This window comes from Haemophilus sp. HMSC061E01, assembly GCF_001810345.1.
Classification (GTDB): Bacteria; Pseudomonadota; Gammaproteobacteria; order Enterobacterales; family Pasteurellaceae; genus Haemophilus_D.
On sequence record NZ_KV800990.1, the window covers coordinates 1 to 20,707 of the forward strand.

At 39.4% G+C, this 20,707-nt stretch carries 18 protein-coding genes and 2 pseudogenes; 5 read left to right on the forward strand and 15 right to left on the reverse strand.

Going from position 1 to position 20,707, the window contains the following annotated elements:
• The 6 genes from HMPREF2732_RS00010 to rlmE all read right to left on the reverse strand — a co-directional run.
• Positions 1–433: prolipoprotein diacylglyceryl transferase (locus tag HMPREF2732_RS00010; protein WP_070589796.1), on the reverse strand; the 433-nt coding region annotated here is incomplete at its 3' end.
• Between the two features lie 180 nt (positions 434–613).
• Positions 614–1,087 (reverse strand): phosphohistidine phosphatase SixA, encoded by a 474-nt coding sequence (sixA, locus tag HMPREF2732_RS00015; protein ID WP_070589799.1) that lies wholly within the window; start codon positions 1,085–1,087, stop codon positions 614–616.
• 68 nt (positions 1,088–1,155) lie between these two features.
• A complete protein-coding gene (glmM, locus tag HMPREF2732_RS00020) occupies positions 1,156–2,490 on the reverse strand; it encodes a phosphoglucosamine mutase (protein WP_049369265.1) in 1,335 nt (444 codons plus the stop codon).
• A gap of 76 nt (positions 2,491–2,566) precedes the next feature.
• Positions 2,567–3,394: a dihydropteroate synthase gene (gene folP / locus HMPREF2732_RS00025; RefSeq protein WP_070589802.1), complete on the reverse strand. Its 828-nt coding sequence runs from the start codon at positions 3,392–3,394 to the stop codon at positions 2,567–2,569.
• 113 nt (positions 3,395–3,507) lie between these two features.
• Entirely contained in the window at positions 3,508–5,406 is a 1,899-nt protein-coding gene (ftsH, locus tag HMPREF2732_RS00030; RefSeq protein ID WP_070589806.1) for an ATP-dependent zinc metalloprotease FtsH, read from the reverse strand.
• Between the two features lie 96 nt (positions 5,407–5,502).
• A complete protein-coding gene (gene rlmE / locus HMPREF2732_RS00035; protein WP_005697532.1) occupies positions 5,503–6,135 on the reverse strand; it encodes a 23S rRNA (uridine(2552)-2'-O)-methyltransferase RlmE in 633 nt (210 codons plus the stop codon).
• 166 nt (positions 6,136–6,301) lie between these two features.
• On the opposite strand from rlmE, the gene yhbY reads away from it, so the two are divergent.
• On the forward strand, positions 6,302–6,601 hold the full coding sequence (gene yhbY / locus HMPREF2732_RS00040; protein ID WP_005696198.1) for a ribosome assembly RNA-binding protein YhbY: 300 nt from the start codon (positions 6,302–6,304) through the stop codon (positions 6,599–6,601).
• A 32-nt stretch (positions 6,602–6,633) separates the two neighbouring features.
• Here the strand turns inward: yhbY and greA are convergent, their stop codons facing one another.
• The gene (gene greA, locus HMPREF2732_RS00045) at positions 6,634–7,110 is read right to left on the reverse strand and encodes a transcription elongation factor GreA (RefSeq protein ID WP_005697514.1); all 477 of its coding nucleotides are present in this window, start codon (positions 7,108–7,110) and stop codon (positions 6,634–6,636) included.
• Between the two features lie 152 nt (positions 7,111–7,262).
• Between greA and dacB the strand changes: the two genes are divergently transcribed.
• Positions 7,263–8,702 carry a serine-type D-Ala-D-Ala carboxypeptidase gene (gene dacB, locus HMPREF2732_RS00050; protein WP_070589809.1) on the forward strand — a complete coding sequence of 480 codons (1,440 nt, stop codon included), beginning with the start codon at positions 7,263–7,265 and terminating at the stop codon, positions 8,700–8,702.
• A 131-nt stretch (positions 8,703–8,833) separates the two neighbouring features.
• On the opposite strand, the gene purF is transcribed toward dacB, so the two are convergent.
• The 3 genes from purF to yfbV all read right to left on the reverse strand — a co-directional run bounded on the left by purF (position 8,834) and on the right by yfbV (position 11,408).
• Complete coding sequence (purF, locus tag HMPREF2732_RS00055; protein WP_070589811.1) at positions 8,834–10,351, reverse strand: amidophosphoribosyltransferase; 1,518 nt, start codon at positions 10,349–10,351, stop codon at positions 8,834–8,836.
• Positions 10,352–10,365: 14 nt separating this feature from the next.
• Positions 10,366–10,857 carry a CvpA family protein gene (locus tag HMPREF2732_RS00060; protein WP_005696203.1) on the reverse strand — a complete coding sequence of 164 codons (492 nt, stop codon included), beginning with the start codon at positions 10,855–10,857 and terminating at the stop codon, positions 10,366–10,368.
• A 104-nt stretch (positions 10,858–10,961) separates the two neighbouring features.
• Complete coding sequence (gene yfbV, locus HMPREF2732_RS00065; RefSeq protein WP_070589816.1) at positions 10,962–11,408, reverse strand: terminus macrodomain insulation protein YfbV; 447 nt, start codon at positions 11,406–11,408, stop codon at positions 10,962–10,964.
• A gap of 221 nt (positions 11,409–11,629) precedes the next feature.
• Here yfbV and HMPREF2732_RS00070 point away from each other — a divergent pair, with 221 nt between their 5' ends.
• From HMPREF2732_RS00070 to pta, 3 genes and pseudogenes are all read left to right on the forward strand, one after another.
• Positions 11,630–12,835 carry an acetate kinase gene (locus tag HMPREF2732_RS00070; RefSeq protein ID WP_070583188.1) on the forward strand — a complete coding sequence of 402 codons (1,206 nt, stop codon included), beginning with the start codon at positions 11,630–11,632 and terminating at the stop codon, positions 12,833–12,835.
• A gap of 64 nt (positions 12,836–12,899) precedes the next feature.
• Positions 12,900–13,223: pseudogene (locus HMPREF2732_RS10000) on the forward strand (AAA family ATPase); the annotation flags it as partial.
• 75 nt (positions 13,224–13,298) lie between these two features.
• Positions 13,299–14,351: pseudogene (gene pta / locus HMPREF2732_RS00075) on the forward strand (phosphate acetyltransferase); the annotation flags it as partial.
• An 87-nt stretch (positions 14,352–14,438) separates the two neighbouring features.
• On the opposite strand, the gene rnd reads toward pta, so the two are convergent.
• The 5 genes from rnd to HMPREF2732_RS00100 form a co-directional block, all read right to left on the reverse strand.
• Entirely contained in the window at positions 14,439–15,590 is a 1,152-nt protein-coding gene (gene rnd / locus HMPREF2732_RS00080) for a ribonuclease D (RefSeq protein WP_070589823.1), read from the reverse strand.
• Between the two features lie 69 nt (positions 15,591–15,659).
• On the reverse strand, positions 15,660–17,348 hold the full coding sequence (gene fadD / locus HMPREF2732_RS00085) for a long-chain-fatty-acid--CoA ligase FadD (protein ID WP_049373393.1): 1,689 nt from the start codon (positions 17,346–17,348) through the stop codon (positions 15,660–15,662).
• Between the two features lie 46 nt (positions 17,349–17,394).
• Positions 17,395–17,937: a Slp family lipoprotein gene (locus HMPREF2732_RS00090; RefSeq protein WP_049355859.1), complete on the reverse strand. Its 543-nt coding sequence runs from the start codon at positions 17,935–17,937 to the stop codon at positions 17,395–17,397.
• A gap of 20 nt (positions 17,938–17,957) precedes the next feature.
• Complete coding sequence (gene tsaB, locus HMPREF2732_RS00095) at positions 17,958–18,668, reverse strand: tRNA (adenosine(37)-N6)-threonylcarbamoyltransferase complex dimerization subunit type 1 TsaB (RefSeq protein WP_070589827.1); 711 nt, start codon at positions 18,666–18,668, stop codon at positions 17,958–17,960.
• Between the two features lie 2 nt (positions 18,669–18,670).
• The gene (locus tag HMPREF2732_RS00100; protein WP_070589833.1) at positions 18,671–20,593 is read right to left on the reverse strand and encodes a DNA repair helicase YoaA; all 1,923 of its coding nucleotides are present in this window, start codon (positions 20,591–20,593) and stop codon (positions 18,671–18,673) included.
• Positions 20,594–20,707 lie beyond the last annotated feature (114 nt).

A 20,707-nucleotide genomic window follows, 5' to 3' on the forward strand; every position in this document is an offset into this window, starting at 1 on the left:
TTGCTTTATCTTCAGCCGCATCTTTCACTTCAGCAACTTTGTCTTCAGCTGCATCTTTTAGCTCTGCTGCTTTATCTGCCGCTTCATCTGTAGCTTCTGAAACTGTTTTTTTCACTTCTGATGCTTTATCTTCGACGGCTCTTTTTACTTCAGAAAATTTGTCATCGATTGCTTTTTTCATTTCAGCAGCTTTATCATCGATTGCTTCTTTTGCTTCAGAAACTGCTTTTCTTACTTCAGATACTTTATCTTCAGTTACATCTTTCACTTCAGTAGCTTTGTCTTCAACCACTTCTTTTGCCTCAGACGCTTTATGTGTCACAGCATCTTTAATATAGTTAGCCGCTGCAAATAATGCATCTTTAACTTGTGTTGCAGCATTCACTGTCGTATCTTTTACTTCAGTTGCTTTATCTTCGATTTTATTGTTCATAGCTACTCTCCTTGTGTCATTATGATGGCTTAATTTAAGCTATTCATTTATAGCTCATTTTCAGTCTATCAAAAAAATTTTAAAAAAACACCTAAAAATACACATTTTTAGGTGTTGCTTATTTTTGACTGCTTTTAAAAAGTAAATCATATAAACTTTGTTTTTCGTATTTTAGCCATTCTATTTTGGATAATGGAAAGCTTCAATGGTGCCTTTTTCACCATTCCACTCAATTTGAACAATCGTTGAAGGGTAAAAACTAATTGGATTTCGCTTACCGTAAAGCTCTGAAACAATACTGCCTACTAAAGGTAAATGAGAAACGAGTAAAACACTTTCAGTACCTTCTTCTTGCAAAACAGATAGATAATCAGCTACCAATGTAGCATTACCATAAGGTGTAATCCCACTCCAAATTTCAATATCATTAAGCGTGTTACCTAAGGCTGAATTTACAAGCTCAAACGTTTCTTGTGCTCTTACATAAGGACTGACAATCACTTTCTGAACTGAAAGTGCGGTTGAATTTAGATGGTTTTTAAGCCATTGACCTTGTAGTATTGATTGTTTGCGTCCATAGTCGGTTAAATGCCGAGCCTCATCGGATGAAGCGATAACTTCGGCTTCTCCATGACGCATAATAAAAATTTTCATGTATTGGCTTTCCTAAAAATAATAAAGATAATTCTATGGATCAAAAATGGGGGCAAGCCCCCACTCAATTAATTTGCTTTCACTGCTTCTGCAATTTCTTCTGCACATTGTTTTGCAAGTGCACCGTCTTCACATTCGACCATAACACGAATCAGTGGCTCTGTACCAGACTTACGCAGTAAAATTCGGCCTTTGCCTTCTAAGCGTTTTTCCACATCAGCGGCTACGGCTTTTACTGCTTCACTTTCTAACGGATTTGTACCACCTGCAAAACGAACATTAATCAGGACTTGAGGGAATAATTTCACCGCACTTGCAAGCTCGTTTAAGGATAAACGATGTTGAACCATTGCACTTAATACGGCTAATGAGGCAATAATACCATCACCTGTCGTGTTTTTATCCGCGATAATGATATGGCCAGAGTTTTCTCCACCTAACGTCCAGTTATGTTCTACCATTTTTTCTAGCACATAACGGTCGCCAACGTTAGCACGCACAAAAGGTACACCTAACATTTTTAACGCAATTTCTAGGCTCATATTACTCATTAATGTGCCGACTACGCCACCTTTTAATTGACCTGAACGTAAAGCTTCACGAGCAATAATGAAAAGGATTTGGTCACCATCTACTTTATTACCTAAGTGATCCACCATCATAATACGGTCACCATCACCATCATAAGCGAGACCAACATCCGCTTTAGTTTCAAGCACTTTTTCCTGTAACGCTTTTACATCGGTTGCACCACATTTTTCATTGATATTGATTCCGTTTGGATCAGTACCAATTTCAATCACTTCCGCGCCTAATTCACGTAATACATTTGGCGCAATATGATAGGTCGCACCATTTGCGCAATCCACCACAATTTTATAACCATCTAAACCAAGATGTGCAGGGAAAGTGCTTTTACAAAATTCAATATAACGTCCTGCGGCATCACTGATACGGCTTGCTTTACCTAAATCAGCAGACTCCACACAATCCATTGGCTGATCAAGCATGGCTTCAATCGCTTCTTCAATATCATCTGGTAATTTTGTGCCTTGTGAAGAGAAGAATTTAATTCCATTATCATAATAAGGGTTATGTGATGCAGAAATGACAATACCCGCTTCTAAACGGAACGTGCGGGTTAAATACGCCACGGCAGGTGTTGGCATTGGGCCGGTAAATGCAGCAGTTAAGCCAGCGGCAGCCAAACCTGCTTCAAGAGCAGATTCCAACATATAACCTGAAATACGAGTATCTTTTCCGATTAATACTGTGCGAGAACCTTGTGAAGCTAAAACCTTACCCGCAGCCCAACCTAATTTCAATGCAAAATCAGGCGTGATTGGATAAGTACCCACTTTACCGCGTACGCCATCTGTACCAAAATATTTACGATTTGCCATATTTATTCCTTAATAAATTGAATAATTGATGTTGCAGAAATCATTTACTCTACAACATATAAAATCTGTTACTTTCTTACGCCTGTTGCGTTGCTTGCCATACTTTCAAAGCATCTGCCGTTGCAGCCACATCATGTACGCGTAAAATTGTCGCACCATTTTGTGCAGCAATTAATGCGCCAGCTACACTTCCCACAACACGTTCAGTTACGGGTTTATCTAATACGGCACCAATCATCGATTTACGTGAAAGCCCTGCTAAAACAGGATATCCACTTTCACAAAAGTGAGCTAACTGCTGTAAAAGCTTATAATTATGCTGTACAGTCTTACCAAAACCAAAGCCCATATCCCAAATGATATTTTCTTTAGCGATTCCCGCTGCTAAACAAGCTTGAGTTCTATCGTTTAAAAATTGATAAACATCTTGGACTACATCATCATAATGCGGATTAGTCTGCATTGTGCGCGGCTGTCCTTGCATGTGCATGATACAAGTTGGTAAATTCAACTGTCCTGCTATTTCCAGTGCACCTGGTTCACGTAGCGCACGAATATCATTAATTAAATCCATGCCGACCTTCGCCGCTTCTTGCATTACCACAGCTTTAGAAGTATCCACTGAAATCCAACAATCAAAACGTTTTTGCACGGCTTCAACCAAAGGTATCACCCGCTGCAATTCTTCAGCTTCAGGCACTTCTTCTGCCATTGGTCGAGTTGACTCGCCGCCAATATCAATAATTGTTGCACCTTCTTTGAGCATTTTTTCAACTTGAAATAATGCCTTGTCTAGACTGAAAAACTGCCCGCTATCAGAAAACGAATCAGGTGTGAAATTCAAAATCCCCATAATTTGAGGGAATGATAAATCTAGACATTTGTTATTAGCATAAAGTTTCATAAAGTGCGGTCAATTTTTAAATCAAATTTGAAAGGTTAGATTATAACGGAATATAGTAATGAAAAGAATGAAATAATAAATAAAAAGCCTTCCAAATTAGGAAGGCTTTAATTTTATGCTTCAGAATCTTCTGAATGATTAACCGCACTATCAGTTTTTTCTTCCTGCGGTTTTGCTGTTGGTTTCGTGTCTTTGTTATCTTCCCAACCTGATGGCGGGGTAACAGGTTCACGATTCATTAGCTGTTTGATTTGTTCTTCTTCAATAGTTTCATATTTCACTAACGCATCTTTCATGGCGTGAAGAATATCCATATTGTCGATCAAAATCTGTCTTGCTCTCGCATAGTTACGATTTACAATCGCACGCACTTCTTCATCAATTGCATGCGCTGTTTCGTCAGACATATGTTTTGCTTTCGCCATTGAGCGCCCTAAGAACACTTCGCCTTCATCTTCGGTATAAAGAATTGGACCGAGTTTATCTGAGAAGCCCCATTGGGTCACCATATTACGTGCAATATTGGTTGCCACTTTAATATCGTTAGATGCACCAGTAGAAATATTTTCTTCACCGTAAATCAAATCTTCTGCTAAGCGTCCCGCATAAAGTGTTGAAAGTTTACTTTCTAATTGTTTTTGGCTGATACTAATTTGATCGCCCTCAGGCAAGAAGAAAGTCACACCTAATGCGCGGCCACGAGGAATAATCGTGACTTTATGTACAGGATCATGTTCAGGCACTAAGTAACCCACAATCGCGTGACCAGCTTCATGGTACGCTGTCGATTCTTTTTGTTTATCCGTCATGATCATAGTACGACGCTCAGGTCCCATATTGATCTTATCTTTGGCTTTTTCAAACTCAAGCATCGATACAGTACGTTTATTACTACGTGCAGCAAATAATGCAGCTTCATTCACTAAGTTCGCTAAATCTGCACCTGAATAACCAGGTGTACCACGAGCCAGTGTCATTGCATCTACATCATCAGCGACAGGTACTTTACGCATGTGAACTTTTAAAATTTGCTCACGACCTTTCACATCCGGTAAACCCACAACGACTTGACGGTCAAAACGTCCTGGACGCGTTAATGCTGGGTCAAGTACATCTGGACGGTTCGTTGCTGCAATAACGATTACGCCTTCGTTACCACCAAAACCATCCATTTCAACTAACATTTGGTTAAGGGTTTGTTCACGCTCATCGTGTCCACCGCCTAAACCAGCACCACGTTGGCGACCTACTGCATCAATTTCATCAATAAAGATTAAGCATGGTGCATTTTTCTTCGCTTGCTCGAACATATCACGTACACGAGAAGCACCAACACCCACAAACATCTCTACAAAGTCAGAACCTGAAATGGTAAAGAAAGGCACTTTTGCTTCACCCGCAATAGCTTTTGCTAATAAGGTTTTACCTGTACCTGGAGGACCTACCATTAAAATCCCTTTTGGAATTTTACCGCCAAGGTTTTGGAATTTTTTCGGTTCACGCAAGAAATCAACTACTTCACCGACTTCTTCTTTTGCTTCATCGCAACCTGCAACATCCGCAAAAGTCACTTTGATTTGATCTTGGTTCAGCATTTTAGCGCGGCTTTTACCAAAACTCATGGCCTTGCCACCGCCACCTTGCATTTGACGCATGAAGAAAATCCATACCCCTACAAGGAATAACATTGGGAACCACGAAATTAAAATTTGTGATAATAAACCGCGTTTTTCAAAAGGCGTACCTTCGATTTTAACTTTTTTATTTAGTAAGTCATCTAAGAGCTTTTTATCTTCCAACGGTGGCATAACGGTCATATATTTAGACCCGTCATTTTTGGTCACGGTGATTTCATTCGCATCAAAACGCGCTTCTTTCACTTGACTGTTACTCACATCATACACAAAGGTTGTGTAATCTGTTGAGTCACTCACGCCATTGGAATTAAAACTTTGGTAAGCTGTCATCATGACAATTGCTACCACAACCCATAGAACTAGATTTTTGACCATATCGTTCAAGGTTTAACCTGCCTTTCTTAAGTTAATTAAAATTAAACGAGATACTATCTCATCCCCGACACAATGAAAAGCTATCAAAGCAATTATCTATTCGCCTTTATAACCGCTTGCTACAATATAAACTTCGCGAGAACGCCCACGAGAGGCTTCTGGCTTACGCACTTTTACGACACTAAAGAGTGAACGAATTTCGCGCAGATACTCGTCAAAACCTTCTCCTTGGAATACTTTGACCACAAAACTGCCTTTTTTCGCCAAAACTTGCTTACACATATCTAAAGCCAGTTCAACTAAATACATTGCACGAGGAATATCAACAGATGGCATACCACTAAAATTGGGCGCCATATCAGACATCACTACATCAACTTTTGCTTCGCCAACTCGTTCTAATAATGCATTCAGTACATTTTCGTCACGAAAATCGCCTTGCAAGAAATCCACGCCGACAATTGGGTTCATATCCAAAATATCACAAGCAATCACTCTGCCTTTGCCACCAATTTGGCTCACAACATACTGTGACCAACCACCTGGTGCGGCACCGAGATCCACCACTGTCATTCCCGGTTTAAACAATTTATCCGTTTGTTGAATTTCATCTAACTTAAAGTAAGCACGTGAGCGTAATTTTTGTTTATGTGCTTTCTGAACAAACGGATCTTTAAAATGTTCGTTTAGCCAACGAGAAGAACTCGCCGAACGTTTTTTCTTTCCCATAATCTCTTTCTTTTGTACTATTTTTTGTAGTAGTTTCGTCTATATTTGGGTACAATCTGCCAAATTCAAGGCTAGACTTACCAAAAAGTGCTGAAAAACCACGTTTTTTCTGACCGCTCTTTTCGGTCTTTTTTTGACTCATATTCATCTATTTAAAGGATTCCTTATGACAATATTATCAACAAAACAAAAACAATTTTTAAAAGGACTCGCTCATCACCTTAGCCCTGTCGTTATGCTTGGCGGTAACGGCTTAACCGAAGGTGTATTAGCCGAAATCGATAATGCATTAAATCATCACGAATTAATCAAAGTAAAAATTGCTGGCGCAGATCGCGAAACCAAACAATTAATCATTGATGCGATTGTTCGTGAAACCAAATCATCTAACGTTCAAACCATCGGACATATTTTGGTGCTTTATCGACCAAGCGAGGAAGGTAAAATCCAGCTGCCTCGTAAATAATTGTTATCCCCTCAATTTGAGGGGATGTTTTTTTAGATGTAATTTACTTCAATAATCTCGAACTCAACCGTTCCACCTGGTGTGGTAATATTCACGGTATCATCCAACTCTTTACCCACCAAGCCGCGAGCAATCGGTGAATTCACAGAAATCAAACCTGATTTAATATCTGCCTCATCATCGCCCACAATTTGGTAAGTGACTTCTTCATCGGTATCGGTATTCACTAATACAACGGTGGCACCAAAAATAACTTTTCCGTTATTCGGCAATTTAGTGACATCGATAACCTGACAATTTGCAAGTTTGCTTTCAATTTCTTGAATACGCCCTTCGCAAAAACCTTGTTGTTCACGCGCTGCGTGATATTCTGCATTTTCTTTTAAGTCACCATGCTCACGTGCTTCAGCAATCGCCTTGATAATTTCAGGGCGACGCTCATTCTTTAAGAAATCTAATTCTTGGCGTAATAGCTCCGCACCGCGCACGGTCATTGGAATTTGTTTCATTCTTTTTCCTTGAAATTTGGTAAAAACAAAACCACGACAACGTCTTGCAACCTTGCCGCAGTCAATGAAAAATAAAAAATGATTTACTCTATTGAGTTCGGAGCTTATTATTATTCGTCTTGAGAAAAATAGCAACCATAACAGAACTAAAAATGACTAAAAAATCTTCTATTTCGACCGCACTTAAAGCGGCATTTATCACACTCGGTTTTTCTTTTTCCTCTATGGCTGAAGTTGATGTGGCTTCTATCACTCAATACTTACCGGAAGGTGCTTCTGCCAGTATCATTGCCAAAAACCTCAATAAAGATCAAATTATCGCAGATTACAATGGCTCAACCTTTATGTTGCCAGCCAGTACGCAAAAAGTGTTCACAGCTGTTGCGGCTAAATTAGTATTAGGTGATGCCTTTCAATTTGAAACATCACTTTTAAGTAACGGGAAAATTCAAAATAATGTTTTAGAAGGCGATCTTGTGGTGCAATTTACTGGCGATCCTGATCTGACCAGTGGACAACTTTATAGTTTGTTAGCCAATTTAAAGAACCAAGGCATTCAGAAAATTAATGGTGATCTTATTTTAGATACCTCTGTATTTGCTAGCCATGACCGTGGATTAGGTTGGATTTGGAACGATCTCACCATGTGCTTTAACTCCCCTCCTGCTGCTGCAAATATCGATAATAACTGTTTTTATGCAGAACTGGATGCAAATCAACCTGTGGGTGAAACCGTCAAAATTAACGTTCCCGCTCAATTTCCTATTCAAGTTTTCGGACAAGTTTATATTGTGGATCAGCAAGAGGCCGGTTATTGCCAGTTAGACGTTGTTGTTCACGACAATAATCGCTATCAAGTAAAAGGTTGTATTGCGCGCCAAACTAAACCATTTGGGCTTAGCTTCGCCGTGCAAGATCCAGATGCCTACGCTGCTGCTATTATTCAACGTCAATTAAAACGTCTTGGTATTGAATTTACCGGTCAGGTAAAACAACCTCAAAAACCACAGCAAGGACAAAAACTCGCCCAGCATTTATCTAAACCGTTGCCTGAGCTATTGAAAAAAATGATGAAAAAATCGGATAACCAAATTGCCGATGCCTTATTTAGAGCAGTAGCCTACAACTACTATAAACGCCCCGCCTCATTCCAATTAGGCACATTAGCAGTGAAATCCGTATTGCAAAAACAAGGCATTAAATTTGGTAACAGCATCTTAGCCGATGGTTCGGGTCTTTCGCGTCATAATTTGGTTGCACCTAAAACCATGCTTTCTGTCTTGGAATACATTGCCAAAAACGAAGATAAATTACATTTAATGGAAACTTTCCCAATTGCAGGTGTGGATGGCACAATCAGTGGGCGTGGTAGCTTAATTAATCCACCACTGGTAAAAAACGTCATCGCTAAAACTGGCTCATTGAAAGGGGTATATAACCTTGCCGGTTTTATGACTAATGCTCGAGGTGAAAAAGTGGCTTTCGTTCAATTTATCAATGGCTATTCAACCGGTGATTTAGAAAGTAAGACAAAACGAGCACCACTTGTGCAATTTGAAAGTACGCTTTATAACGATCTTTATAAAGACTAAAACGCATAAAAAAATGACCGCACTTTGAATATATCAAGTGCGGTCATTTTTCTTTATATTTTATTTAATCAAAAAGAAAAAGCACTAAACGCTTCATTGAATTTAGTGCTTTTTTACGATCTTAAACGCGATTAACCTTCATTATGGATTTCAAGGTTGCTTGCATCTTTTTCCCGTTTTTTCTTTGCTGAATCACTACGTTGAGAAGCGATACTATCAAGGTATTCTGGTGTGATATCGCCCGTAATATATTCTCCAGTAAAGACTGAACAATCAAAGCCTTGAATAGCTGGATTTTCTTGGCGTACTGATTCAGTCAACGCCTCAAGATCTTGGAAAACTAATTTATCTACACCAATCAATTTCGCAATTTCGTCAACATTACGACCATAGGCAATAAGTTCTTGTTTTGTAGGCATATCAATACCGTACACATTCGGATAGCGAATTTCTGGTGCTGCGGATGCAAAGTAAATTTTCTTCGCACCTGCCGCTCGAGCCATACTCACGATTTGTTCAGATGTTGTACCACGAACAATGGAATCATCGACTAATAACACATTTTTATCTTTAAATTCTGCTTTAATCGTATTGAGCTTACGACGAACTGAACTAATACGTTGAGCTTGGCCTGGCATAATAAATGTACGGCCAACATAGCGGTTTTTCACAAAACCTTGACGATAAGGTTTGCCTAAAATTTTCGCAATCTGTAACGCAATGTCTGTTGAAGTTTCCGGTACTGGAATCACCACATCAATATTGTCTGCTTCATCAACCCATTCTTTTGCAATTTTTTTGCCTAAATGTTCACCCATGTGAACACGTGCGGCATAGACAGACACGCCGTCTATTGTTGAATCAGGACGAGCAAAATAGACATACTCAAAAATACACGGATTTAAGACCGCACTTTCTGCACACTGCTCTGCATAAAGCTGGCCATCAAAGGTTACATAAATCGCTTCGCCTGGCGCAACATCACGTACTAATTCAAAACCTGCGACGTCTAATGCCACACTTTCAGAGGCAAACATATATTCTACAGAGCCGTTTTCTTCTCGTTTACCTAACACGAGTGGACGAATACCAAACGGATCGCGAAATGCCACCATGCCATGTCCAATAATCATGGCTAAGCATGCATAAGCACCACGGATATCTTTGTGTGTTGCACGAATTGCATCAAAAATGTCTTGCGGATCGAGATGGTATTTATTCACTCTATCTAAATGATTTGCAAGAATATTGAGAAGAAGTTCTGAATCCGAATTAGTATTTATGTGACGACGTGCTTCTTTAAATAATTTATCTTTTAATTCGGCTGAATTGGTTAAGTTGCCATTGTGAACAAGGCTTAAACCATAAGGTGAGTTGACATAGAAAGGCTGCGCTTCAGATACACTTGAACTGCCGGCGGTTGGATAACGTACATGTCCGAGGCCTGCATGACCTTGTAAACGTAACATATGTTCTTGTCTGAATACATCGCTTACAAGACCATTAGCCTTACGCAAACGAAAGCGGTTTTCATCATCGATTGTGACAATCCCCGCCGCATCTTGACCTCGATGCTGTAATAACGTTAATGCTGCATAAATGGATTCATTAACCGGATTTTGGCTAACGATACCGACAATTCCACACATACTGATTGACTACCTTATTGTTTAAAAGTTGAGTTTAAAAAACTAGAACTTGCTTGTAGTTGTTGGAAGAACCATTCAATAATGAAGCCGAAATGAGGAATTAATTTTGATTCTTTCCACCAATCGGTTTGTTCAAAGTTAGTGAAGGTATCCAAGAAGAATAAGATCGCAGCAACGATTAACGCCCCACGAATTAAGCCAAATGCCGCCCCAAGAACACGATCTGTTCCGGTAAGTCCTGTTTTATCCACTAATTGGCTAATCACATAATTAACAATGCCGCCTACAATTAAGGTTAAAACAAATAAAATGCCGATTGCTGTGCCGTTACGCACGTAGTCAGATTCGATTTGAGTAAGATAAGTGGCGAGATAAGGATAAAATTGGCTAGCGACAATAAATGCAACGACCCAACTTGCAAGGGACATCACCTCTCGCACAAACCCACGTAATAAACTCACGATAATCGAAAATGCGATGATGCCAATGATAATGTAATCAATCATTAAATAGTCTCTCAATTAAAAAGGGCCGCCATTGCGACCGCAGTATTTTACATAAAAAACAACAAAAGGAAAACGTTTGCGTCAATTAAATTTAGAACCATTGACTAGATTTCCTGCCAAAATGCTTTGTCTAATTTTTGCTGTGCCTTTTGTAGTACTTCTGCCAAGTGCTGATATGTCGGTTTATCTTGCACGGTTGGCAAACTTTCATGTTGTTTTCTTAAACGTTCACTAATCTCATAAAACCACTGAGAACTTTGCGGTTCTAACGGTGATTTTGCACGTTTTCCCAACCAGTATAAGCCTTGCAATGGCATCACTAACGCACAAAGTGCGGTCAAAATAGCAAGCGAAAATGCAGTAAGATCTGCTTTGGAATAAAGTTGCTGCCAGACCACTGCAAATACTGCCATAAAAGGCATAAATTTTTGTGCAAATTTTGTGGCTTTAATAATGCGATTTTCGGGAAAAATCATACCGAGCTTCGCTTCTAATGGCCACGTTTGCAAATAAATTTGCCCTTGTTTTAAGGTTGAAAAAAATGATGACATGAAAACATCCTTGAAAATAACCGCACTTATAATACTCTAGTTTAGGTTTAATTGTCATCCCTGACTATAAATTGTTGAAATTTTCAACTTTTCTAATAAAAGATCGTATTTTTCCCCTCCAGTTAATTTATTTTATACGCCAAAAGGTGTATTCTATGCAAGATTTGTAGTCTATTCTTTTGAATGGATTTTTATTAACCTCAATCAAAAATAGGGTTCCTATGTCAAAACTTGTTCTCATCCTTAACTGTGGTAGTTCTTCATTAAAATTTGCAATCCTTGATCCTGCAACAGGTGAAGAAAAATTATCAGGCTTAGCAGAAGCATTTTATCTTCCTGAAGCTCGTATCAAATGGAAACTTAACGGTGAAAAAGGTAGCGCAGATTTAGGTGCTGGTGCAGCGCACACTGAAGCACTTAACTTCATCGCATCAAACATTATGACTGATGAGCTTAAAAACTCTATCACCTCGATTGGTCACCGTATTGTTCACGGTGGTGAGAAATACACTCAATCTGTTATCGTCACAGATGAAGTGGTTAAAGGTATTGAAGATGCAGCGCAATTTGCACCACTTCACAACCCTGCTCACTTAATCGGTATCCGTGAAGCATTTAAAACATTCCCACACTTAAAAGATAAGAACGTTGTCGTATTTGATACAGCATTCCACCAAACTATGCCGGAAGAAGCATACTTATATGCGCTTCCATACTCACTTTACAAAGAACACGGCGTACGTCGCTACGGTGCACACGGTACCAGTCACTACTTCGTTTCTCGCGAAGTCGCTGAATACGTAGGCAAACCAGCAGACCAAGTAAACGCAATTATCTGTCACTTAGGTAACGGAGGTTCTGTTTCTGTGGTTCGTCATGGTAAATGTATCGATACGTCTATGGGTTTAACCCCGTTAGAAGGTTTAGTCATGGGTACACGTTGTGGTGACATCGACCCTGCGATCGTTTTCTACCTATACAAAAACTTAGGCATGTCAATGGATCAAATCGAAGAGACTTTAGTGAAAAAATCAGGTCTTTTAGGTTTAACTGAAGTAACGAGTGACTGCCGTTATGCAGAAGATAACTACGACGATGCATCTAAACCAGAAGCAAAACGTGCATTAGATGTTTACAGCTACCGTTTAGCGAAATACATCGGTGCATACATGGCCGTTTTAGGTGATGATCACTTAGATGCCATCGCATTTACGGGTGGTATCGGTGAAAACTCTGCTCACGTTCGTGAATTAGCGTTAGGCCACTTAAAATTATTCGGCATCAAATTAGACAAAGAACGCAACCTTGCTGCTCGCTTTGGTAAATCAGGCGTGATCACTGCTGATGACTCTGCATTCAAAGCGATCGTTCTTCCAACCAATGAAGAATTAGTAATTGCACAAGATACAGCACGTTTAGCGGGCTAATCAACTTCCTTCAAACCTGCTGAGAAATCAGCAGGTTTTTTCATTCATTAAAAGGTATATCAAAATGACTAAAGCAGTTATTCTTATTCCAACTAGCGCAGAAGCAAATTTAGCAGCAGCATTAGACGCAGCTAAGACAACAGGCGCTGTCGTATTCAATGCAGTAGAAGATGTAAAAGCCGCTCAAGCATTAATCGCAAATAATCAAAAAGACGTGTTGTTAGAAAAAATCGTGGCTGATTTCCAAGCATTAAATGCAAATCTAGTGGTTGTTAAAGGTGTTCAACCTTCAGCTCAAGCGCCTTTTGCAAACAGCTTAAACTTTGCAATTGCACAAACCTTAGATGCACAAATCATCTTAGTGGCAAACAATGAAGAAGGCACATTAGTCGAAGCCGTTGCTTCAGAATTTGGCGGTGTGAACAACACTGATATCTTAGGTGTATTTGGTGCGCAAGCCGGCAAAATTAAAACCTTAGATGCACAAGCATTAGCTGCGGCAATCGCTGCACCACTTACTCGTGAAGCACGTATTTCTCCAGCAGCATTCCGTTTTAAATTAACTGATTTAGCACGCAAAGCAGGCAAAACCATCGTATTACCAGAAGGGGATGAACCTCGTACTGTTAAAGCAGCCGCAATCTGTGCTGAACGTGGTATCGCAAAATCGGTATTATTAGCGGAGCCTGAATCAGTAAAAAAAGTTGCGGCAGAACAAGGCGTGACTTTAGGTGCTGACGTAACAATCATCAATCCAGCTGACGTACGCGAAAACTACGTTGCTCGTTTAGTTGAATTACGTAAATCTAAAGGCTTAACCGAAGAACAAGCGCGTGCACAATTAGAAGACACCGTTGTATTAGGTACGATGATGTTAGAAGCTGGCGAAGTAGATGGTTTAGTCTCTGGTGCCGTTCACACCACTGCAAATACCATTCGTCCACCGATGCAAATCATCAAAACAGCACCAGGTAGCTCAATTATCTCATCTGTATTCTTCATGTTATTACCAGACCAAGTATTAGTGTATGGTGACTGTGCAGTAAACCCAGAACCAACTGCAGAGCAACTGGCTGAAATCGCAATTCAATCCGCTGAATCTGCAAAAGCATTTGGTTTAAATCCGAAAGTGGCAATGCTTTCTTACTCAACCGGTACTTCTGGTTCTGGTCAATCTGTAGAGAAAGTGAAAGAAGCTACCCGTATTGCACAAGAAAAACGTCCTGATTTATTAATTGACGGTCCATTACAATACGATGCAGCGGTGATGAAAGATGTGGCGGCGTCTAAAGCACCAAATTCTAAAGTAGCAGGCCAAGCAAACGTATTTGTATTTCCTGATATCAACGCAGGTAATATCGGCTATAAAGCAGTTCAACGTTCTGCTGATTTAGTGGCTGTAGGCCCAATGCTTCAAGGTATGCGTAAACCGGTTAATGACTTATCTCGTGGTGCATTAGTGGATGATATCATCTACACCATCGCATTAACCGCGATCCAAGCAACTCAAGCTTAATTAAAGCCATCGTTGTAAAACACTAAAGAAAATAACCGCACTTTTGATGATTCAAAGTGCGGTTATTTTTAAGCTTGTTTTTTATGGCTACTCTACGGATTTTAAGTGCTCAACTAGCTTTAAGCCGATTTCTCTTCTCCACCCTAAAAGTAAATCAGGCAGTTTTGTCATATCTTCATTTTTTAGCCAAACCCATTTGATGAGATCTTCTAAATTTCGTTTACTCGCCAGAATATCAAGGGTTAATCCTTTTGGGATCAGTTCATAAGCTTTTTCTTGTAATAATCGAATTGCCTTTTTATAACGAGGATCATCCACAATACGCACTAAACGTTTAGGATAATCATAAGGGGAAATTCGGCGGCTTTGTGCTAACAATTGAAGCATTTTTTTACCACGCACACGGACTTCATTTTCAGATAATCCAAGCGCTAACATTTCTGATGTATTACGAGGATTATTTTTTGCTACTTTCCAAAGGTTATCCGATTTCACCACATAAGAAAGGGCTAAGTTTCGTGCCATTGCTGTTTCTTGTCGCCATTTGGCCAATAGCTGTAAACGTGCTAATTCGAGCGGATTCAATTTCCAAACATTCGGAATATCCAAATAAGCTTTATTTGGATCGCGATCGTCTAATTTACTGGTTTTCGAAATTGCAAGCTGGCAATCATCAATTACCGCTTGAAGCCAAGGTGATTGCGCTAATTCTATTTGCATTTTTTGATAGACCGGCAAGAGATACCATACATCCCCTGCGGCATATTGTAGCTGTACGGGTGAAAGTGGACGTTTTAGCCAGTTTGTACGTGTTGCCCCTTTATCCATTTCAACGCCCAAATAATGCAACACCAATTTGGCTAGGCCCGCTGAATTAGCAAAACCTAGAAAACGTGCCATAATTTGCGTATCCATCATAGGTTGTGGAAGTGCATCAAACTCTTGTAAGAAAACCAATAAATCTTCATTACAAGCATGCAAAATTTTTGTCACCTGCTGATCGCGTAATAATTCCACAAAAGGTGAAAAATCAGTAATGGATAAAGGATCGATTAATGAAACACGTTCACCATCATAAAGTTGAATTAATCCTAATTTAGGATAATAGGTCGATACCCGCATAAATTCGGTATCTAAAGCGACCGCACTTTGCTGACGAGCTAACTGGCAAACCTGAGCCAGTTCTTCATTATTTTGAATTAACGTAAAGTGCGGTTGATTTTGGCATTCTTTTATCATTGTAATAGGATGTATTTTCAAATAGAGGTACAGACTAAACAGGGATATGAACACATATCCCTGATTTAATTAATGTTGCGCGCGTTTTGCTATTTCTTCATCACGCAGTATGCGTCTTAAAATTTTGCCTACATTACTTTTCGGCAATTCATCGCGAAACTCAATATCTTTCGGGACTTTATAACCTGTGAGATGTTGTCTGCAATGCTGGCGTAATTCATCACGCGTGAGGCTATCATCTTTCTTCACAACGAAGATTTTGATGGTTTCTCCCGACACCTCATGTGGCACACCAATAGCGACCACTTCAGCGACTTTATAATTTAGCATCACCACATCTTCAATTTCATTCGGATAAACGTTAAAGCCCGATACTAAGATCATGTCTTTTTTGCGGTCAACAATACGGAGACTATAGCTCTCGTCCATAATGACGATATCACCCGTTGCCATCCAACCATCTTTAAGCACTTCAGCTGTCGCTTCAGGACGTTGCCAATACCCACGCATGACTTGTTCACCTTTAACCCAAAGCTCTCCGGCTTCACCAAGTTGTGCTTCCGAGCCATCATCTTTGATAATTTTAATGTCAGTATTTGGCACTGGTACGCCGATTGTACCATTGTGTTTCACCACATTAATCGGACAAGCGGCAATTAACGGTGAACATTCTGTCATGCCGTAACCTTCGATGATGTTACAGCCAGTTAAATCATGCCAACGCGTTGCGACTGATTGTTGGATCGCCATACCGCCGCCAACAGAAAGTTTTAATCGTGAAAAATCCACTTCTTTGAAATTTTCATTATTAAGCAGCGCATTAAACAAGGTATTTACCCCTGTAATCGCTTCAAAGCGGTATTTTTTGAGCTCTTTAACAAAGCCATCAATATCACGTGGATTAGTAATTAAAAGCGCAGTCACGCCAAGCTCTAAGAAAAGTAAACAGTTTACCGTTAAGGCAAAAACATGATAAAGCGGTAAAGCCAGTACGGCAACGCGTTGCTTAGCATGATCGCCAATAAATGGCTCTGCAATCCACTTCGCTTGGAAAATATTAGTAATAATATTGCCATGTGTCAGCATAGCCCCCTTAGCAACACCTGTCGTTCCGCCTGTATATTGTAAGAAAGCTAGATCTTCACGATCTACTTGAGGACGAACGTATTGGCGAAATTTACCAATACTCAATACTTCACGGAAAGTGACGGCATTCGGTAATTTATATTTTGGCACTAACTTTTTAACATATTTCACCACAAAATTGACCAAATTACGCTTACCAAAAGAAAGCTGATCGCCCATTCTTGTTAAAATAACGTGCTTCACTTTAGTATTAAATACAATTTTTTCTAAGGTTGAAGCAAAGTTTGAAACCACAACAATGGCTGTTGCGCCACTATCTTGTAACTGATGCTCTAATTCACGCGGGGTATAAAGTGGATTAACGTTTACCACAACCAAACCCGCACGTAAGATACCAAAAAGTGCAATAGGATATTGCAATAAATTCGGCATCATCAACGCAACACGCTCACCACGTTCTAACTTTAATTCATTTTGTAAATAAGCGGCAAATGCACGGCTACGCTCTTCTAATTTACGAAATGTTAAAACCTGCCCCATGTTGATATAGGCGGGACGGTCTGGGTGCTCACGAATTGCTTTATCTAAAATATCGAGAATCGAATCATACTTGGATGTATCCAGCGTGGTAGGTGAACCTTCTGGATAATTTTGAAACCAAACTTTTTCCATTTTTTATCCTTATTCTTTGGAAAATTTTCTTAATTTTATCATTTAGTTAATAGAGATAATAGCGAATTTCAGGCTCGCCATACCAATAATACGGTCGTCTACCGAAAAAGCCCCAATCATCCCACATATCATCTGGATAATAATAACTTTGTGAAAGCTTCCAGACACGATAATGATTGGTTTTAATAACCGGATAAATATAATTGGCTTGATCAACCTTGCCTTGTTCTGTTTTCAGCAAGGTACCACCAATTGTAATAAATTGATCTTTTAAGCTTTCAGGTTCTACAAAGCCATCAAGATAAGTGATAAAACGTCCATTAGGTTGTTCATCAATCATCGGTTTTGCTGAGGTTGAGTAAACTGGATAGCTTAATACTTCAATTTTAGTTTTATTCGGCAAGGCTTGTGCGGTTAATACTTTTCCACCCAAACGTATTGATTTGCACTGACAGCTATAATCACTCGGTTGAATTGAAGACAATGATTTTAAAGTAAACTGCTCTTTTTCCAGCCCTTTCGGCGCATTGACACATCCCACTAATGTGGCCGAAAGTGCGGTCAAAACTAAGATCGTTTTTTTATTCATCTTCAACTCCTTTTTGAAAATTATTCACGCCCTGGTAATTTTTTCCAAGTTACTTCATTACGCAAATAAACAGGTTCAATTTCTAAGGCGGATATGATTTTATTCTGCGCATAATCTGTTAAAGCAAGCTCAAGCATATATTGTGCAGAAGGTAAAATAATATCACTCCCTTCTAAACCACTGTCTTTAAATTGAGGATACGCTGCCCAACCAGTGCCGACTCTGTATGCAGATAAATCTGAAAGCTGCTCAAGTACTTTTTCTGGTTGGCAAACTTGTTCTTCAATGACAGGGTTCCATTGGAAAAACTCACCCAATTCTGACCGCACTTTTTCTCGTTTTACTTGAGAAAAATAAACTTCATTCATTCTCGCATCAATGGCAGCTGCCACATTTTCAGCTTGATGTAATTCAAATGCAGCCTGAACCATTGCTGTTAAATTTGATACCGCAATAACAGGTAAATCAGCCCCTAATGCAAGCCCCTGAGCAATCCCTGCACCGACACGAACACCAGTAAAACTACCAGGGCCGCGTCCAAATGCTAACGCATCTACTTGCTTCAAATTGATACCTGAATTGGCAAGTAACTCATCAATCATTGGAAGAATACGTTTTGTGTGTGTACGTTGCGCTAATTCATCTAGATGTGTTTTTTCGCCTTTATGCCAAAGAGCAACAGAACAGGCTTCTGTTGAAGTATCAAGTGCTAATAAAGTGATATTTTTCATTATTAATCCATTTTCTCATTTTGTAAGAATTGTACCACTTTGTTGAGATCTCGGGTACGGGTTGAATTAGGTAAACTTTTTAGAAAGGTTTCGCCGTAATTTCGCATAACAAGACGATTATCACAAATAATTACCGCACCACGATCTGTTACATCTCGAATTAGGCGTCCTACACCTTGTTTCAGCGTAATAACTGCTTCAGGGATCTGTATATCATTAAATGGATCGCCTCCTTGTAATCGGCAATCTTCAATGCGCGCTTTTAGTAAAGGTTCATCTGGTGCAGTAAAAGGCAATTTATCAATAATGACTAATGAAAGTGCATCACCACGGACATCCACGCCTTCCCAAAAGCTAGAAGTTGCAACCAGCACGCTGTGGGTTTCATGAATAAATTGTTCGAGTAATTTTACTTTAGGCATTTCACCTTGTAATAAGATAGAAAGCTCACTATTTTCTCTAAAATACTCTGCCAAGCCTCTCATCATTAAATAAGAAGTACAAAGCACAAAGCATCTCCCTTTATTCGCTTCAATGATAGGCAACAACATTTCACCAAGAGCTTGTAACGTATTATTTTGATTCGTTGCTGGTAAATAACGTGGTACGCAAAGTAGCGATTGATTAGGATAATCAAAAGGACTGTGAAGAATTTTTTGTTCTGCCTCCTCAATTCCAAGTCGCTGACAGAAATGATTAAAAGTGCCACCAACTTCAAGAGTGGCTGAGGTGAAAATCCAAGCTGCGTCTTTATTATTTAGCTGTTCGCCAAATTTATCTGCAACAGTAAGTGGCGTAATATGCAAACCAAATTGTCGCCCCATACTTTCGTACCAATAACAATAGCCAACAATGGCCGTATCACAAAGACGAATTAATTGATTCTTGATACTTTCAGTGCGTTCAAAAATACTATCCAAAGTCTGAGAGCGACCTAATGCAATCTTGATCACTTCAGAAAGAAACTCAATTTTTTCTTGTAATAATTCAACCGATTTTTTGACCGCACTTTGCTTAAATAGCTCACGCCAATTTCCTCGCTGATTTCCTTCCCCAAGAAGAAGACGAAAATCCTGAATGACTTTAAGCAAGGTATCTGCAGTAGTGCCAAGCTGTGGCATATCTTTCAATTCTGTTCGATAAACAATATTGATATCTTTACATAAATCAAATAGCTGGCGAGAAGTTAATGATTGGCCAAAGTACTGGCTTGCTATATCGGGGAGTTGATGTGCTTCATCAAAAATAATAACTTCTGCATTAGGGATAAGCTCACCAAAGCCACTTTCTTTTACCGCCATATCAGCAAAGAAAAGATGATGATTGACTACAACAAGATCCGCATTTAGCGCTTTTTTACGAGCTTGTGCGACATAGCATTCAGCGTAGTTAGGACAATCTGTTCCCAAACAACTTTCTGCTGTGCTCGTCAATTGAGGCAAAATTGGGCTATCTTCAGCCAATTCAATACATTCTGTTAAATCACCTGTTTTCGTCGCATTATTCCATTTTCTTACTTTACTTAAATCGGCTAAAACAGATTTATCCCCAAGCACACCTTGAGCAATAACTTGATCCAGACGCTCCAAACATAAGTAATTGGATCGCCCTTTCAATAATGCAATTTTTCCAGAATAATTTAAGGCTTTTTTAATAGCGGGAAGATCTCTTGAAAAAAGCTGATCTTGTAGATTTTTAGAGCCGGTTGAAATAATCGTTTTCTTTCCTGCAATAAGTGCCGGAGCTAAATAAGCAAAAGTCTTTCCAGTACCTGTTCCAGCTTCTACAACAAGCGATCGCTTATTTTGAATAGCATATCCTACAGATTGAGCCATTTCGAGCTGTTCTGCTCGCGGTTTAAATCCTTTGATATTCTTACTCAATTCGCCATCACTGGAAAAGATCTTACTTATCTGTTTTTTCATAATTATTGCTATCTAGAAATAGGCGAAGATTTTATCATTATTAGGCTCATTTATATATGAATTCTAATATTTTATAAAACAAAACCCCAAGCCATTCAGCTCGGGGTTCTACAT